Below are 16,010 nucleotides of genomic sequence, written 5' to 3' on the forward strand. Positions count from 1 at the left end.
ATTGGAAAGTCAATAAACTACAAGAAAGTGAACCCTCTTCAGCTTTTAGAATCAATCCAGAAAATCAAACATCCCAGCAAGGATGATTTGGTCAGGTTAATCAAACTTCATAAGGCCTTTCCTTATTTTCAGATTCCTAAAGTACTCTTGGCCAAATATGAAAAAGACAAGGCCCATGATGAATCAGAGGATATGCTTCACTTTGCTGCAATCACGAGTCCTGACAGGACTTGGCTCAAACAATTGCTGGAAAATGATGAAAAGCTTGACAACATCATCCTAAGCTTTAATCCGAGCCTGAAAAAAGCTATTGAGGACAAAGGACCTCAAAACCCTGATAACCTGATTGATGATTTGGATGGAGAATTGGTCCCTTCACCACCAAAAAAATCCGACCCGAAAGAAAGAACCATGCTACTCAAGAAGCTGGGTGAGGAATTAGTACAGGGTAAATCTCCTGATCATCAGAAACCAGGAGCAAAACCGGAAGAAAAGAAGGGAGCTCCAGCTAATGCTGAAATAGTAGCTAAAGCCCAAGATTCAACCGAAAAAGTTGAAAAAGCCACTCCCGAAGGAAAAACAGAACCCAAAAAGCGGAAAAAGCAAAGAGGAGATGAACTGATAGAGTCTATCAAAAAAAGAGAAAAGAAAGAAATCCACGATGAAAAGAAGAAGGAACAGATAGACATCATCAAGGCTTTTAGTAAGAGAGAAATCAAACTTGCCACCCTCAAGGAAATAGAAACACAATCAAAACAGGATGATTTGAGTGCAAAAAGCACCAAGCTCAACCCTACTTTGGTTTCAGAGTCTTATGCCAAGCTCCTGTTAAAGCAAGGTAAAAAACAAAAGGCTAAGGAAATTTATAAGAAATTGATGGTGAAGTTTCCAGATAAAAACACTTATTTTGCAGACCTAATTAAAGACTTGGAAGAAAATAAATCATAATATGTTTACCCTACTTATCAGTATTATCATCATTCTCGCTGTACTCTTAGTATTAGTTATCTTGGCTCAGGATTCCAAAGGTGGCGTTGGAGCTGCATTTGGTGGAAGCGCTTCCCAAATCATGGGAGTTACAAAAACCGGAAACATCCTAGAGAAAGCAACATGGGTGCTTTCTATTGCCATTTTGGTTCTTTCCTTGAGTTCAGCAGCTTTTTACAGCACTGAGAGCAGTTCTGACTTCAGATCGCCTAATGTTGAGAATGCCAGAAGACAAGTCGTTTCTCCATCCTTTGGTGAAGGAGAAGGTCTACTTCCTTCCAATACAGAAGAGCAAAGCGTGGAAACCCCGATAGATACCACCGAAGAAGAAGAAGGGTCTGAAGATTAATCGATGATTATACAATATCAAACAAAAAAGCCTGGCTGAGCCGGGCTTTTTTTATTTCCACAAACGTTAGAAATTTTTTGAAATTCAATATCAATTAATTTCCCCTCAATATTTCAAACCTATTTCTATCATATTTCTATTGTATTTCTATTGTATTTCTATTGTATTTCAACTATATCTCAATTATAAAATCAATCCACCATCTTCAACAACAATCTTTTGGAAATAGGTAAAAAGCTTTCTTGAACCGGAATCTGCTGCAAACTATGTATGCGGTAAGTAGCAGGATTAGGAAGCTCTTTATAAGACTTGATCAGATCCAATTTGATCTGTTCAAATGTATTGGTGATAGATCTCCTCACCTTATCCACGAGCTGCATCATGATACCTTTGAATTTATCTATACTGTTTTGGAATAAGTTGACTTTGTAGCGGTACACATAAATTTCATTTGACTTTTCAAAAGTAAGAAAAGCATATCCTTCATTTTGATAAATGGGAGAAAGGCCAACAGGCTCGATGGACATATCCTTTTCCAAAAACTCATAGATTCCCTTTCCTTCTTCAATAGCTTTCTGAAATTGTGGCAATGAATACTGTACTATTTCCTCCAATTGTTCCATCAATTCATCATCAACAATCAATGGTTTATATTTAAGTTTCATTTGTTTCAAGTCAGGCCCTTCAAGCAATTTTGGAAAAGCCAATTTGAGTTGATTTTTGTTTTCTGAGAAGCTTTTCAACTTTGTGTAATGTCTGATCAACTCCGCCAATGGAGGGTAAAGCTTGACTTCCTGAAACTGGGAATCCACATGTTGCAAATAGGCCAAAAGGAGGTATTTTTTATATTCAAAATCAATCCATCCTTCAGTGATCCAATTGTCTGATAATGTTTTCATAGGTATTCAATTTGTCAAAAATTTACTAAAAACTGACAAAAGATAAAATAGCCTTTGAAATTTTGACAGGCAATAAGATTGTGCTCGGCTTATTATGACAAGCTATCATGTGATTTTCCGCCTTTATGTCAGTTTGGACCAAGAATCCCCAATTGGCATAAGAAATGATAATTGGGCAATGTAAGATTTTGTAACTAACCTTTAAAAGTTAAATAACTATGTCAAAAGTAAACATCCAACCTCTTGCAGACAGAGTTCTGGTAGAACCTGCTGCAGCTGAAGAGAAAACTGCCTCTGGTCTTTACATTCCAGACACTGCTAAAGAAAAGCCTCAGAAAGGCACAGTAGTCGCAGTGGGTAACGGTAAAAAAGATGAACCATTGACTGTAAAAGTAGGTGACACGGTACTTTATGGCAAGTACGCAGGTACAGAGCTATCCGTGGAAGGTCAGGACTATCTCATCATGAGAGAAGCTGACATATTTGCAATTCTGTAAACATCTATTTCAAACAATCAAAAACCTAAAAAAACAAAAAAATGGCTAAACAATTATTTTTCGATACCGACGCAAGAGACAGACTGAAGAAAGGTGTAGATGCTCTTGCAGACGCAGTGAAAGTAACATTAGGTCCTAAGGGAAGAAATGTAATCATTGACAAAAAATTTGGCGCTCCTACCATTACTAAAGATGGTGTATCTGTAGCTAAAGAAATCGAATTGGAAGAACCAATCGAAAATATGGGTGCTCAGTTGGTGAAGGAAGTAGCTTCCAAAACTGCTGACAATGCAGGTGACGGAACTACTACTGCTACTGTACTTACTCAGGCTATTTTCAATGCCGGAATTAAAAACGTAGCAGCAGGTGCCAATCCAATGGATTTGAAAAGAGGTATTGACAAAGCCGTTACTGCTGTAGTAGCTGAGCTGAAAGCTAACTCTAAGCCTATTTCGACTTCTAAAGAAATTCAACAAGTAGCCACTGTATCCGCCAACAATGACGAGGAAATCGGTAAAATGATTGCCGACGCTATGGACAAAGTAGGCAAAGACGGTGTCATCACTGTAGAAGAAGCTAAAGGTACCGAAACTGAAGTAAGAACTGTAGAAGGTATGCAGTTTGACAGAGGTTACCTTTCTCCATACTTTGTTACCAATACAGAGAAAATGGAAGCAGAATTGGAGAATCCTTACATTTTGATCTACGACAAGAAGATTTCTTCAATGAAAGAACTACTTCCTGTATTGGAGCCGGTAGCACAATCAGGCCGACCATTGTTGATCATCGCTGAAGATGTAGATGGTGAAGCTCTAGCTACATTGGTAGTTAACAAAATCCGAGGTGCACTGAAAGTAGCTGCTGTAAAAGCGCCAGGATTCGGCGATAGAAGAAAAGCTATGTTGGAAGACATTGCTATATTGACAGGTGGCACAGTGATCTCTGAAGAGAGAGGCTATAAGCTTGAAAATGCTACCATCGAATACTTAGGAACTGCTGAGAAAGTAAACATTGACAAAGACAACACTACTGTAGTCAATGGAGCAGGTGAATCAAGTGCGATTCAGTCCAGAATCAACGAAATCAAAGCTCAGATTGAAAAAACTACATCTGACTACGATAAAGAAAAACTTCAGGAAAGATTGGCCAAACTATCAGGTGGTGTTGCCATCCTATACATCGGTGCGGCTACTGAAGTTGAAATGAAAGAGAAAAAAGACAGAGTGGATGATGCTTTGCATGCAACCAGAGCTGCTGTACAAGAAGGTGTAGTAGTAGGTGGTGGTGTTGCCTTGGTGAGAACTTCCTCTGCTTTGGATTCGCTCAAAGGTGAAAACGAAGACCAAGATACAGGTATCAATATCGTCAGAATCGCTATTGAGTCTCCTTTGAGGACCATTGTGGAAAATGCCGGTGGTGAAGGATCAGTAATCATCAATAAAATCAAAGAAAACTCAGGAAACTATGGATATAACGCCAGAACTGACAAGTTTGAAGACCTTTTTGAGGTAGGTGTTATTGACCCAACTAAAGTGACCAGATTGGCTTTGGAAAATGCAGCATCTATCGCAGCACTTCTTTTGACTACCGAATGTGTGGTAGCTGACATCAAAGAAGATGCACCTGCAATGCCTCCAATGGGCGGCGGCGGAATGGGTGGAATGATGTAATATCACATCCTGCACAAAAAATAAATTAAAAGGAAGCTCAATGAGCTTCCTTTTTACTATTTAAAGATTTTTAGGACAGAGATTTAAACTCATTTATTTCCAATCTAAAATTCGAAATAAAAATAAAACATCTAGAATTTAACCAGATGATTTTTATATTTGACAAGCACATTAGTTTAGAAAATTCTTAAGTTCAATTTTGTAACTGCATGCAACCCTACAAATCAGTCATTTTGGTCGATGATGATCCTATCAATAACCTTATCAATAAAAGATTGATCACCAAATTATCCATCTCGGAAAAGGTCGAGGAATTTTTAGAAGCTGAAAAAGCACTGCAAAAATTGAGGTCATTGGATCCAAACGAACAGACATTGATATTGCTCGACATCAACATGCCCGTAATGAATGGCTGGGATTTTTTGAACGTTTATTTAAAAGAGTTTCCTGACAGAAAAGATCAAATTTTTATGCTTTCCAGTTCAATTGACCTTCAGGACAGACAAAAAGCAATGGAGTTTAGCGTGGTCAAAGGATTCGTAGAAAAACCACTTACTCCGGACAAAATGAAAAACATAGTGTAATGGAATCCAATCCCCATATAGAACCAAAATTGAGCCTGGAACTATATGTCTACAGTGAAAACTCTCTTGAAAAGCATCATATAACAGCAAGCAAGCAAATCCAATCTTTTCTAAGTTCCCAAGATAAATTCTGGCTTAATATCATTGGCATTCATGATGACGTTTTGCTAAAGGAAATAGCGGAAATTTTTGAAATACACCCACTTGCCTTAGAAGATATCAAAAACAACCAACAAAGACCCAAATTAGAAGAGTTTGACAACCAAGTTTTGTTGATTTCTAAAATGTTGTATTCCAAAGGCAATATTTCCAAAATCCATACAGAACAAGTCAGCATCTTAATTGCGAAAAACTACATCATCACTTTTCAGGAAGAGGATTTTGACCTGTTTGATGGTATTAGAACGAGACTTGAAAATCCTTTGGGTAAAATGAGAAAAATGGGTCCGGATTATTTGGCTTATACTTTATTGGATGCAATCATTGATGAGTACTTTATCTTACTGGAAAAGTTGTATGACAAGACCGAGGAACTGGAAGATCTGATCATGTCCAATCACCACAAATCTCTTTTGGCCACCATCTACCGACACAGAAAATCTATGCAGGAAATTAAAAAAGTAGTATGGCCTACCCGAGAAGTACTTTCTACCTGGAAAAAATCAGAAAGTCCAATACTGAGAAAAAAGACCCTCCCCTATCTCAATAATATTTATGAGCACGCTGTTGAAATCATCGAAAATCTGGAGATGCAGCGGGAATCCATCACTACATTGGTGGAAATCTATATGACCAATATTAGCCTCAAACAAAATGAGGTAATGAAAACACTCACGATCATAGCTACTATTTTTATACCCCTGACATTTATCGCAGGAGTCTACGGCATGAATTTCGAATATATGCCTGAGCTTGAATGGAAATATGCCTACCTGAGCATCTGGATTTTCTTTGTGTTGACCACTGCCGGAATGGTGTATTATTTCAAGAAAAAAAAATGGTTTTGATTAAGGAGCCGCATTCAATCCCGCAAGCAATTTGGCATTCAACTGGGAAATAACCTCTTTTTGATTCTCTCTTTTTGTACCAGCTGCAGCCTTATATGCTGCCATAAGTTCAGGGTGGCCATGAAGCAATTCCTTCATATACAGATCGTCCAACATCCTGACCATCCCGCTTCTGGAATCCAGCACGTAAAAATTGATTCTCAAAGAAGCCAAAGCTCCGATCATTCCAAAAGCTACAGCGGCCATGGGGTCGCCAATTTGATCTTCAAAAAGTAAAAATGGTCCTACCAATTGGGATTTTACATAATAATAATTGCCATAAGAATAATTAGAAGCATTGAGATAAAATGCATCTCCGTCTGAAAATCCAAATAGTCCTTTAATTTTCTTTTTGGTTTGACTGTCTCTTGCTTGATATCGGGGAAAATTCCCCCTTACATTTTTCCCTTTAATTATGAAATCACCCGAAACTTGGAAAATATTAGCCCAATCAGCAAAGGTTTGGTAGGTGCTTTTTCTCATGTAGGGCTGAAAATCCAAAATGGAAAAACTTGAAATATCCAGTAAAATCTCTATCGGCTTATTATTCGATTCCGAAAATTGGTTGATGCAATCTTTCAACGCAAAAAAAAGGTTCTCACCATGCTTTCCGGTTACATCGAGACCGTTTACTTCTCTCTTGGATTCAAATTTCCCAAGAGAATACATTTTCCCGTTTTCTTCTAATAAAAATTCTACTCCAACTTCTGCATAGCCAATCTCTTTGGCTGCTAAAGTCCTTTCTGAAACCTGGAAATGATCAATTTTCAGAATCAGATCGCTTACCTCTGTATAAGTGCTGACATTTTGCTGAAGAAAATTCAACAAATAAACATCCATTGCACCGGGCAAAACAGCATAGGTAGGCATATTGCTCAAACCCTTTTTCACAGTTCCAATACTGCCTTTCACCGGTCAGCGTTTTAACCTCGACAAGGTTAAAACGCTGACCTGATATTGAAATCCCATAATTTGGAATTTCCACAACATGTGGATGTTTATTTTGTGCCAATAGCCCTGTAGAAAAGGCCAAAAGTAGTCCTAAGATGATGGTGCTTTTCATGAAGTTTTAAATTATTGGGCGAAATATCAGAATTAAGTAGTTCAAAACAACTATTTCTTAATTATTTATTTTTCAAAGAATTTACAATCATAAAAACCATTTATTTTAAAATTAAAATCTTAAATAACATAAAATAACAAATTTTATGTTAAAAACATAAAAATCATCAACAAGTATTTCCCTCCAATCAATTATTCCTTACTTTAAATGGTTTTTCAGCAACATATCTCTTATTTTTATGCCAAATATTCAATTAACAAACCCGTATTTTGAAAAATTGTGTAATCAAAATAGGCTCTAACGTCCTTATCCATGAAAATGGACAACCCAATCTACAAAGGATGGAAAGCCTCAGCCGACAGGTGGCTTCCTTATTCCGGAATGGATCAAAAATCATTTTGATTTCTTCGGGTGCAGTAGCATTTGGCAAAGGAGAACAGGCCTTGTCTGAGAAGCTCGATCCTGTATTAAAAAAACAGATTTGGGCGGCTACAGGACAAGTGGAACTTATCAAAACATACAAGGATTTTTTTGGAAAACTAGGAATTCCTGTAGCGCAGATTTTGGTTACCAAAGAGGACTTTAGAGACAGGAAGCATTTCCTCAATATGAAAAACTGTATTCAGGGATTGCTACGTCAAGGCATTCTTCCTATCATCAATGAAAATGATACCGTCGCCATCTCCGAACTCATGTTTACCGACAATGACGAGTTGGCCTCCCTGACAGCAGCCATGATCAATGCAGATAGCCTAATCTTATTGACCAATGTGGATGGTGTATACGATGGACCACCTTCCCATCCCGATGCTAAACTGATTCCAGTGATACATTCCGCCAATTTTGAGAATGAAATCCAAATCAGTCCAGTTAAATCTTCATTTGGGAGAGGAGGCATGCTTACCAAACTCAATATGGCCAAAAAATCAGCTGATTTGGGCATCAGGGTGTTGATTGCCAATGGAACAAAAGAGAACATTTTGACTGAGCTGGCCTCAGGAACTGCAAAACATACTGTATTCGAGCCCTTAGCTAAGAAGCAAAGCCCCAAAAAGTGGCTGGCTCATGGAGAGCAGTATTTCAAAGGAGAAATTACCGTTAATGCGGGTGCCAGAGAAGCATTGTTTTCTGAAAAAATCACTTCCATTTTACCCATCGGAATCACCGGTACCACCGGTAGTTTTTCCAAAGGGGATATCATCAGTGTTTTGGATCAGGAAGGGCAAAAACTTGGACTGGGCAGGGCAGAATACAGTGACCTCCACCTCAAAGAAAGAATTGGGGTAAAAAACCAAAAACCATTTATTCATTACGACTACCTTTATTTGTTTTAGCATGCCTGATTTCCAAACCCTATTTCAACAAGTCAAGAAATGCTCCACATCACTGGCATTGCTTAAGGAGGAAACTACCGCAAAAATCCTCAGTGACCTGATAAGCAATATTGAATTTGAAACCCAGACCATTCTTGAAGCCAATCAAAAAGACCTGGATAAAATGGATAAGTCAGACCCTAGGTATGACAGGCTTTTACTTTCTGAAAAAAGGCTTCAGGCAATTATTTCCGAAATCTTACAGGTGCAGGAGCTACCCTCCCCCCTTCATAAAGTATTAGAGGAAAGGACTTTAGAAAATGGACTGTATTTGACCAAACAGACTGTACCATTAGGAGTGCTGGGAATAATCTATGAAGCGAGACCGAATGTCACTTTCGATGTATTCTGCCTTGCATTAAAGTCCGGAAATGGCCTTGTGCTAAAAGGTGGGTCAGATGCACATCACTCCAATCTCGCTATCATGGAACTGATCCATAAGGCATTGGAAAAAAACGGGGTCGATAAAGGATCCTTTCAGCTTTTACCTCCGGACAGAAATGCTACCAAAGCCCTGTTGGAAGCCGTGGGCTGGGTGGATATCATCATTCCCCGCGGAAGTCAGGGATTGATTGACTTTGTAAGGGAAAATGCCAAAGTGCCGGTCATTGAAACAGGTGCCGGTATTGTTCACACCTACGTAGACGCTACTGCTGATTTGGAAAAAGCAAAAAACATCATTTTCAATGCCAAAACAAGAAGACCTAGTGTCTGCAATTCACTGGACTGTTTGATCATTCATCGGGACAAATTAAATGACCTCCCAGCCATTATCGAAAAACTTATTGAGGCGCAAGTAGAAATCTTTGCCGATGAAAAATCCTTCGAGATTCTCCAAGGTCTAGAAAATGTTCAACCTGCTACCGAAGCACATTTTGGCACTGAGTTCCTTTCTTTGAAAATGGCCATCAAAACTGTCAAAGGATTGGATGAGGCTCTTGAGCACATTTCCCGTTTTTCTTCCAAACACTCGGAGGCCATCATCGCAGAAGACCCGGAGATTCTGGAATCATTCCTGAACCGCGTAGACGCGGCAGCGGTCTATGCCAATGCCTCAACCGCTTTTACGGATGGCAATCAGTTTGGACTTGGAGCTGAGATAGGCATTTCAACCCAAAAACTCCATGCCAGAGGCCCTATGGCCCTTTCTGAACTTTGCTCTTACAAATGGATAATCAAAGGTAAGGGGCAGATAAGGAATTAAAAAGAAAGTCCAAAGGACATATATGGCCAAGGAATGACACTAATCCCACTCCTTCCACCCAATCCCACATATGGAGATAAGCCTACTCGAAAATTAAACCCTCCATCGATGGGCTGTCTTCTGTACCCTATGTTCAGCAAAGGGGCTTGCATTAAGCCAAATCTTGAACTGGGCTCAAATTCTTCCAAGCTGACTTCCATATTGGGGTTGTGTTGGAATGTCTCTACATAAGCAAGGGACAATCCTGCTCCAACTTCCAAGTATTTGCCATTGTTACCAACAAGCCAGTTGGCCAATAGAGGAATGCTCAAAAACCTATCGCTGCTCCACTGAAAATAACCTAACCCGGCCCTTATGCCGAAACCTTGAGGATTGTCGCTAAATCTACGGTCAAAATTTAGAGACATCAACCCTCCAGAACCTAAACCCTCAGCAAAAAGCGTGTTTTTCCTAAAAATTTCCTGAGCTTGAATTTCATAGCTGATTCCCAAAAGAACCAATACGCTACACAAAAGGACTATTTTTTTCATAGGGCAGAATTATTTGCTACTAAAGATACTAAAGATTCCAACTATATTATTATTATTATTTTTTTGCATATCCGCTTTATAATCAGTAAGCTCTGGAAAAATATTTTTAAAATCGTCCACATTAACCTTTAACAACCTCCTCTTCAACAGTTAATCAATTCTACAATTAAACAATTCAACTCTTCACTATCCACTTTTTTCTCCTGCAGATTGCGGTGATTTCCACAAATTTTCGACTAAAGTCGAAGGTGGATGTTCCCCATGGACCAGACCGCCGGCTAAAGCACGGCGGAAATTAGTCTGCAATGTTCTTAGCATTTACCCTTTTCATTCCCCAACTCATCAGTTCAACAATTCATCAATTCCACAATTAAACACTTCAACCTTTCATCCTTCATCCTTTCCCTTACTCTCTGATTTTAAGTGCAAAAGGTATTAATTTTTCCAAGGGAACTGAGTCCAATGTTTTTTCATGAGTTGCTTCCAAAAGGACCTTAGGAGCAACCCCTGCATGATATGCTTCTATCCACCTACTCACACATAGACACCATTTATCCCCTGCTTTTAATCCTGGAAAATACCAATCTGGCCTGGGCGTAATAAGGTCATTCCCCCTGCTTTTGCTGAATTCCAAAAACTCATCGGTCATTTCGGCGCATACTGTATGGGTGCCCTGATCATCTTCACCTGTTTCACAACACCCATTCCTGTAATACCCTGTCATAGGTGCCGTACTACAAACCATTATTGGTTCACCAAAAACATTTAATGCCATACCCTGCTGAATTTAATTGATATGTAAAGTATACATTTATTTCGCATGAGGAAATGAGCGAAGGTTAATTTTATTTACGAATAACGAATTCCGAATTACGCCGCTTTTCCCAGTTCATCGATTCAACAGTTAATCTATTAATCAGTTCAACAATTCAACGGTTAATCAATTCAACAGCTCAACCTATTATACAACCTTTGGTAGACTTAAGCACTTGTTAACAATTCCCTAAAGTTTATTTTACATAAAATATAAGATTTCAGCATACCTTTTAGGCTTAAATATAAATTTCATCTCATGCATAAATTTTAGGGAGTAGAAATACCTGTATGAGGGAAAAGTATAGAAAATAAAATGTAATATGATGAAAAGAAGAGATTTCTTTAAAAACGGACTGTTGACCACATTAGGGTTAGGCGTAATGGGATCTAGGCCGGTCCTCGCCAAACCTTCCATGTATAGGGGAGAAAAAGCCAAAAATATCATTTTTTTGGTTTCAGATGGAATGAGTACTGGAACACTCAATATGGCTGACATCCTGATGCGGCACAAAATGGGAAAAGCATCCAAATGGATCTCACTTTACGAATCCAATACTGTCAGACGTTCTTTGATGGATACTGCCTCCGCGAATTCGTTTGTTACAGACTCCGCAGCGGCCGGTTCAGCTTGGGGAGGTGGGCATAGGGTAAATAATGGTGCACTCAACATTGGTCCTAATGGGGAAGAACACGAGCCTATTTTACAAAAATTCAAAAGCGAAGGAAAAGCAGTAGGATGTGTTACCTCTGTACAAATCACTCATGCCACTCCTGCTTCATTTTGTGTCAATCAAAATAGCAGAAGTGCTATGCCTGCAATCGCTGAGGATTACTTGAAGTTGAATTTTGATGTCATGATGGGCGGTGGTAGAGAATTTTTCGATCCGGAAAAAAGAGTAGATGGCAAAAATCTCTTTGGAGACTTTAATAAAAATGGAGTCCAAGTGGTAAAAACAAAAGAGGAAATGCTGAGTGCCGGCCTTGACAAACCTATTTTGGGTCTCTTTTCAGAAGATGGTCTTCCCTATGCTGTGGACCGGGAAAACAATGAAGAACTAAAAAAGACAGTTCCTAGCTTGGCAGAAATGACCAAAAAAGCTATAGCAGCTTTGAATCAAAACGAAAATGGTTTTGTCATGCAAGTAGAGGGCGGTAAGGTAGATTGGGCAGCACATGGTAATGATGCCGCAGCCTTATTGTATGATCAGGTTGATTTTGATGAGGCTGTTGGTGTGGCCATGGATTTCGCCATGAAAGACAAAAACACACTTGTAATCATCACTACAGATCACGGAAACTCAAACCCAGGCTTGTTCAATCCTGGACCTAAGAATGTGAAATTCGAGTCCAACTATGAAACAAAGGCATCTAATCAATGGATTCTCAATCAAATCAAGCCGGATTCATCCCCTTCTCAGATCATAGATATGATAGACCATTATCAAAAGGTAACTCTGAAAAATGAAGAGGTTGAACAATTGCTGTCAGGCTTTCAGCTCGGCTCCGATGGGCTTTATAATCCGGGGAACCTTCCCTTTGCCCTGTATGCAAAAATCTTATCAAATCATAATGCAATAAGCTGGGCACACACCAACCATTCGGGGGATTATGTAGAATTGGCCATGTATGGTCCGGGGAGTGAAAATTTATCAGGCATGGTCAAAAACTATGAATTACATAATTTTATGCTGGAAGCAGCTGGAGTAGAAAGGAAACGTTTTGCTTAAAACTTTTTTCTAATGGTAGGTCAAGGTTTAAATCAGTTTTAACCCTTGACCTACTTTATCTTTAATTGCCTTTTGGTTCAAAACAATCCACTTCAACAGAAAATTTTTTAATAAAATCAAGCTTTTGCTAACTTGTAGAGCCGGGCGATGAATTTTGACAATACGAGGATAAAGTAAAATGTTGAAGATGCTGTGTATCAAAAAGACGATAATTATTAGATGTAGCCTGGCTGTTTCTGTTTTTTTATGTCAGCTTTCAATCTTGGTGTTGGTCGCTTGTTATACTAATCCTGAATTTGATGATCCACTTTGTGGCAATATCCAGCGTTCCAAAATTCAAGATATCAAACAAGTCTTTTTTAACCCGTTCACGAATGGGCGCTTTGCAATGGAAGAGGATACTGTCAATATAGAGGCCTTCAGATACAATTTTGAACTTGAATTTGAAGCCATTCAATCTGCCCTGATTTATTTCCCTGGATTTAGTTTTGCCTTGGATTGTGAACCTAAATTCAACGTAGAAAACATTTCCAATATCAGCATTATCCTTAGGGAGAATTATGATGATTTTCCAGCAGGAACAGATATTTCCTACCTGTTTCTTTTACCAGATGGTTCTCAGTTGAGCCGTTTTAGAGATTTTTCAGCTATGCAGAAATTCTTCAGCCTCAAGTTGGACTATATCCCGGAAAAATCAGAAAGTCTTGAAACTACTTTAATCATCTTTCTGAGATCAGGTGACCAAATCAGAAAAGCATCAACTTCACCGGTCTTATCCAAGTAAAAAGATCAGTTTAAAGCTTTATCAGCCGCATCCGGATCATATTTTAGCTTGCCCAGTCCATACAAGTATAGAACCTTGGAATACCTGAGCATCAGGGGAACAAGGAGGATATTGGCTACTAAGACTGTCCACACATAAACCATAACCTCCGGGTCATCAAAAAAATACGATAATATGATAAAAACATTTACAACAAGAGCAACTGAAAATGCATAACTGATATACATCGCTCCATAAAAGAAATCAGGTTCCGGAGTAATGGTGGCATCGCAAATAGGACATTTGCCATGAATATCTGACAATTTGCGGTAGCTGAATACCGATGTAGGAAATAAATCACCTTCTCGGCATCTGGGGCACTTCGCCTGAAGCATTGCCATACTTAAACTTCTGTTTCTCATTTTCTAAATTTTACATTACCGGCCAGCATCAAGTCCAAAGATCTCTGGAAGATAAGATACGCGAACATAAGCATTTTTAATTTGCGTCCACCTTATTGGACTCTAATCCCATATCATAGTTTTCAAACCACTAAATTACTGAATAGATCATAGATTAGCGTGACAAGTGTCACAATTAAAAAACCATTAGAATAATAGATAAGTTGGCTTGACCGCATGATTTTTGCTATTTTTGTAATATGCTTCAAAGGTTGAAAGAAAATATTCTTTGTAAATTCATAGTTTACCTGCTATTGGTAAACTTTATCAACCTGTCTGCAAACTTTTACCATGCCTCTGTAATTGACTCTCCACTTTTAGAACATCATGACCCAATAGATTCCTTGGCAGAGCTAGTCCTGGAATATGTATTTGAAATGGATGACGAAACAATTCCTGACACAGAAATCCCGCATGAAAAGAAAAAATTCTCAGATATTAAACTTCATTTAGAGAAATCCGGCAATCTGCTTGACCGGGTTTACGGTGATATTAAAAGCATTAAAGGAGATTACTACTTTGAGGTTTTTGAATCTATCCCCACTGAGAAAGACTCCCCCCCTCCCCGGTTGGTTTAATTTTTATCTATAATCAGAATTCGGTTTTAACGGAATTCTATACTTCATATTCCTCAACTGAGAGGGATAAAATTATTTATATCAAAAATCCAAAACCAATGAAAAATACAATCCTCTTGGGGCTGGTTTTCTTTTGGGGACCATTTATCGTAAATGCCCAAGATAAAATCCAGTCTGAGGAAACAGAAATAAAAAATGACAGCCTTGATCAAAAAGGGCTGATAGAAGAATTGAAATACATCAAACAGCCAGGCTTAGCCAATGCTGCATCAAAAATTTATTCAGCAGATAGAAGGTATTCTATCAGTGGTTTTACGGAAATCAATTCAGTTACATACTTGGGAGAAAAAAACCGGGGAGATGACATAGAATTGTACTATACCAATCTTTATAGACTTGGGTTCTATTTCGGTTATAAGATAACTGATAAGTTCATTTTCAACTCTGAAATCCAAGCCGAATTGCTACATGATGGCTTTAGGGAAGTGGGGACTGAACTTAATTTCGAATGGATGTTCGATTATCTCTTTCACCCAAGTTTCAATGTAAGGGTAGGTAATTATCCTGTTCCTGTAGGTTACACCAATATCAATGAGGAACCCATTGCCTTCTATTCTGTAAATAGGCCTGAAGTGGAAAGAATTATCCTTCCCACACAGTGGCTGGAAACCGGTGTGATGTTCTATGGTAATTTCCTTGACAATCAATTCGAGTACAACCTTGGCCTTACCAAAGGGCTTGATGCGACAAGCATGGTAGAAGGCACTTGGATAAGAAGGGGTAGGTTTCATGGATTGGAAATACCGAAGGCTTGGGCAGGAAATGGTAAACTTGAATACGTAGGAAATGATGCAGTCAAACTTGGCTTATCCGGATACTTTGGTAATGCCAGCCGCGGAAATGAAACTCCTACAGGTGAAACCTTTTCTCCAAATGTTTCGCTTTACTCCCTGTTTGCAGGGTATGAATGGGGAGATTTCTCTGTTTTCGGATTGGCAATGAAAGGATCTACTTCGCAGACGGACAGGATATTTCAGTTTGATAACCAAGTAATTGGCGAAGAGACTTTCGGATATTACGGAGAATTCCGTTGGGACCTTTGGTCAGCTTTTGACACTATAAAAGACTGGAAGTTACCACTATGGATCCGGTACGAAAGGTTGGATACACATGCCGCTGTAGCAAGTAGTTTTGAGAATAGAGTCTTCGACCGTCAAAACCTGGAGATTATCAGTATAGGTGCCAATCTGCGTCCAAAAAGAAATTTGGTTTTTAAGGCCAATTATCAATTCAGGGAGAATCTTTCAGAAAGCATTATCCCTGAAGCCAATAGATTGGAACTAGGGATTGGGCTGATTTTCTAGATAAAATCAGCCCCTCTGAAAAAAGAGGCAGGCATAAAAAATTGATTGTAATCAGTATTTTATTTAGCCTAGAATTTATCAATTTTGCGCGATTATTTA

Annotated in this window: 17 protein-coding genes; 12 read left to right on the plus strand and 5 right to left on the minus strand. The window is 38.7% G+C overall.

Going from position 1 to position 16,010, the window contains the following annotated elements; translation table 11 throughout:
- Window positions 1-27 precede the first annotated feature (27 nt).
- Both A33Q_RS12960 and secG read left to right on the plus strand, forming a co-directional pair.
- Window positions 28-948 (plus strand): hypothetical protein, encoded by a 921-nt coding sequence (locus tag A33Q_RS12960; protein ID WP_009033278.1) that lies wholly within the window; start codon window positions 28-30, stop codon window positions 946-948.
- Window position 949: 1 nt separating this feature from the next.
- Window positions 950-1,336: a preprotein translocase subunit SecG gene (secG, locus tag A33Q_RS12965; RefSeq protein ID WP_009033279.1), complete on the plus strand. Its 387-nt coding sequence runs from the start codon at window positions 950-952 to the stop codon at window positions 1,334-1,336.
- 191 nt (window positions 1,337-1,527) lie between these two features.
- Here the strand turns inward: secG and A33Q_RS12970 are convergent, their stop codons facing one another.
- Window positions 1,528-2,235: a hypothetical protein gene (locus A33Q_RS12970; protein ID WP_009033280.1), complete on the minus strand. Its 708-nt coding sequence runs from the start codon at window positions 2,233-2,235 to the stop codon at window positions 1,528-1,530.
- Window positions 2,236-2,453: 218 nt separating this feature from the next.
- Between A33Q_RS12970 and A33Q_RS12975 the strand changes: the two genes are divergently transcribed.
- The 4 genes from A33Q_RS12975 (at window position 2,454) to corA (ending at window position 5,993) form a co-directional block, all read left to right on the plus strand.
- Complete coding sequence (locus A33Q_RS12975; RefSeq protein ID WP_009033281.1) at window positions 2,454-2,732, plus strand: co-chaperone GroES; 279 nt, start codon at window positions 2,454-2,456, stop codon at window positions 2,730-2,732.
- Window positions 2,733-2,773: 41 nt separating this feature from the next.
- On the plus strand, window positions 2,774-4,402 hold the full coding sequence (gene groL, locus A33Q_RS12980) for a chaperonin GroEL (protein WP_009033282.1): 1,629 nt from the start codon (window positions 2,774-2,776) through the stop codon (window positions 4,400-4,402).
- Between the two features lie 209 nt (window positions 4,403-4,611).
- The gene (locus A33Q_RS12985) at window positions 4,612-4,986 is read left to right on the plus strand and encodes a response regulator (RefSeq protein ID WP_009033283.1); all 375 of its coding nucleotides are present in this window, start codon (window positions 4,612-4,614) and stop codon (window positions 4,984-4,986) included.
- Window positions 4,986-5,993, plus strand: coding sequence for a magnesium/cobalt transporter CorA (corA, locus tag A33Q_RS12990; protein ID WP_009033284.1), 1,008 nt, complete (start codon window positions 4,986-4,988; stop codon window positions 5,991-5,993). The genes A33Q_RS12985 and corA overlap by 1 nt, the downstream gene beginning before the upstream one ends.
- On the opposite strand, the gene A33Q_RS12995 is transcribed toward corA, so the two are convergent.
- On the minus strand, window positions 5,994-6,944 hold the full coding sequence (locus A33Q_RS12995) for a DUF6563 family protein (RefSeq protein WP_009033285.1): 951 nt from the start codon (window positions 6,942-6,944) through the stop codon (window positions 5,994-5,996). It abuts the gene before it with no gap.
- A 417-nt stretch (window positions 6,945-7,361) separates the two neighbouring features.
- Between A33Q_RS12995 and proB the strand changes: the two genes are divergently transcribed.
- Together proB and A33Q_RS13005 are read left to right on the plus strand one after the other, a co-directional pair.
- Window positions 7,362-8,429: a glutamate 5-kinase gene (proB, locus tag A33Q_RS13000; protein WP_040490451.1), complete on the plus strand. Its 1,068-nt coding sequence runs from the start codon at window positions 7,362-7,364 to the stop codon at window positions 8,427-8,429.
- A gap of 1 nt (window position 8,430) precedes the next feature.
- Window positions 8,431-9,672 (plus strand): glutamate-5-semialdehyde dehydrogenase, encoded by a 1,242-nt coding sequence (locus A33Q_RS13005; protein WP_009033287.1) that lies wholly within the window; start codon window positions 8,431-8,433, stop codon window positions 9,670-9,672.
- Here A33Q_RS13005 and A33Q_RS13010 read toward each other — a convergent pair.
- Both A33Q_RS13010 and A33Q_RS13015 read right to left on the minus strand, forming a co-directional pair.
- A complete protein-coding gene (locus A33Q_RS13010; protein WP_009033288.1) occupies window positions 9,669-10,202 on the minus strand; it encodes a hypothetical protein in 534 nt (177 codons plus the stop codon). The genes A33Q_RS13005 and A33Q_RS13010 overlap by 4 nt on opposite strands.
- A gap of 406 nt (window positions 10,203-10,608) precedes the next feature.
- Window positions 10,609-10,977 carry a DUF2237 family protein gene (locus A33Q_RS13015; RefSeq protein WP_009033289.1) on the minus strand — a complete coding sequence of 123 codons (369 nt, stop codon included), beginning with the start codon at window positions 10,975-10,977 and terminating at the stop codon, window positions 10,609-10,611.
- 361 nt (window positions 10,978-11,338) lie between these two features.
- Between A33Q_RS13015 and A33Q_RS13020 the strand changes: the two genes are divergently transcribed.
- A complete protein-coding gene (locus A33Q_RS13020; protein ID WP_009033290.1) occupies window positions 11,339-12,745 on the plus strand; it encodes an alkaline phosphatase in 1,407 nt (468 codons plus the stop codon).
- 178 nt (window positions 12,746-12,923) lie between these two features.
- The gene (locus A33Q_RS13025; protein WP_009033291.1) at window positions 12,924-13,529 is read left to right on the plus strand and encodes a hypothetical protein; all 606 of its coding nucleotides are present in this window, start codon (window positions 12,924-12,926) and stop codon (window positions 13,527-13,529) included.
- A 5-nt stretch (window positions 13,530-13,534) separates the two neighbouring features.
- On the opposite strand, the gene A33Q_RS13030 is transcribed toward A33Q_RS13025, so the two are convergent.
- The gene (locus tag A33Q_RS13030; RefSeq protein WP_009033292.1) at window positions 13,535-13,930 is read right to left on the minus strand and encodes a DUF983 domain-containing protein; all 396 of its coding nucleotides are present in this window, start codon (window positions 13,928-13,930) and stop codon (window positions 13,535-13,537) included.
- A gap of 239 nt (window positions 13,931-14,169) precedes the next feature.
- On the opposite strand from A33Q_RS13030, the gene A33Q_RS13035 reads away from it, so the two are divergent.
- Window positions 14,170-14,547: a hypothetical protein gene (locus tag A33Q_RS13035; RefSeq protein ID WP_009033293.1), complete on the plus strand. Its 378-nt coding sequence runs from the start codon at window positions 14,170-14,172 to the stop codon at window positions 14,545-14,547.
- 98 nt (window positions 14,548-14,645) lie between these two features.
- On the plus strand, window positions 14,646-15,911 hold the full coding sequence (locus tag A33Q_RS13040) for a hypothetical protein (protein WP_009033294.1): 1,266 nt from the start codon (window positions 14,646-14,648) through the stop codon (window positions 15,909-15,911).
- Window positions 15,912-16,010: the final 99 nt, after the last annotated feature.

Source organism: Indibacter alkaliphilus LW1, assembly GCF_000295935.2.
GTDB classification, from domain to species: domain Bacteria; phylum Bacteroidota; class Bacteroidia; order Cytophagales; family Cyclobacteriaceae; genus Indibacter; species Indibacter alkaliphilus.

Coding starts and splice junctions, on each gene's coding strand:
- groL (WP_009033282.1), top strand. CDS start 2,774: ATGGCTAAACAATTATTTTTCGATACCGACGCAAGAGACAGACTGAAG.
- secG (WP_009033279.1), top strand. CDS start 950: ATGTTTACCCTACTTATCAGTATTATCATCATTCTCGCTGTACTCTTA.
- corA (WP_009033284.1), top strand. CDS start 4,986: ATGGAATCCAATCCCCATATAGAACCAAAATTGAGCCTGGAACTATAT.
- A33Q_RS12970 (WP_009033280.1), bottom strand. CDS start 2,235: ATGAAAACATTATCAGACAATTGGATCACTGAAGGATGGATTGATTTT.
- A33Q_RS12985 (WP_009033283.1), top strand. CDS start 4,612: ATGCAACCCTACAAATCAGTCATTTTGGTCGATGATGATCCTATCAAT.
- A33Q_RS13015 (WP_009033289.1), bottom strand. CDS start 10,977: ATGGCATTAAATGTTTTTGGTGAACCAATAATGGTTTGTAGTACGGCA.
- A33Q_RS13040 (WP_009033294.1), top strand. CDS start 14,646: ATGAAAAATACAATCCTCTTGGGGCTGGTTTTCTTTTGGGGACCATTT.
- A33Q_RS13010 (WP_009033288.1), bottom strand. CDS start 10,202: ATGAAAAAAATAGTCCTTTTGTGTAGCGTATTGGTTCTTTTGGGAATC.
- A33Q_RS13035 (WP_009033293.1), top strand. CDS start 14,170: ATGCTTCAAAGGTTGAAAGAAAATATTCTTTGTAAATTCATAGTTTAC.
- A33Q_RS13030 (WP_009033292.1), bottom strand. CDS start 13,930: ATGAGAAACAGAAGTTTAAGTATGGCAATGCTTCAGGCGAAGTGCCCC.
- A33Q_RS13025 (WP_009033291.1), top strand. CDS start 12,924: ATGTTGAAGATGCTGTGTATCAAAAAGACGATAATTATTAGATGTAGC.
- A33Q_RS13005 (WP_009033287.1), top strand. CDS start 8,431: ATGCCTGATTTCCAAACCCTATTTCAACAAGTCAAGAAATGCTCCACA.
- A33Q_RS13020 (WP_009033290.1), top strand. CDS start 11,339: ATGATGAAAAGAAGAGATTTCTTTAAAAACGGACTGTTGACCACATTA.
- A33Q_RS12975 (WP_009033281.1), top strand. CDS start 2,454: ATGTCAAAAGTAAACATCCAACCTCTTGCAGACAGAGTTCTGGTAGAA.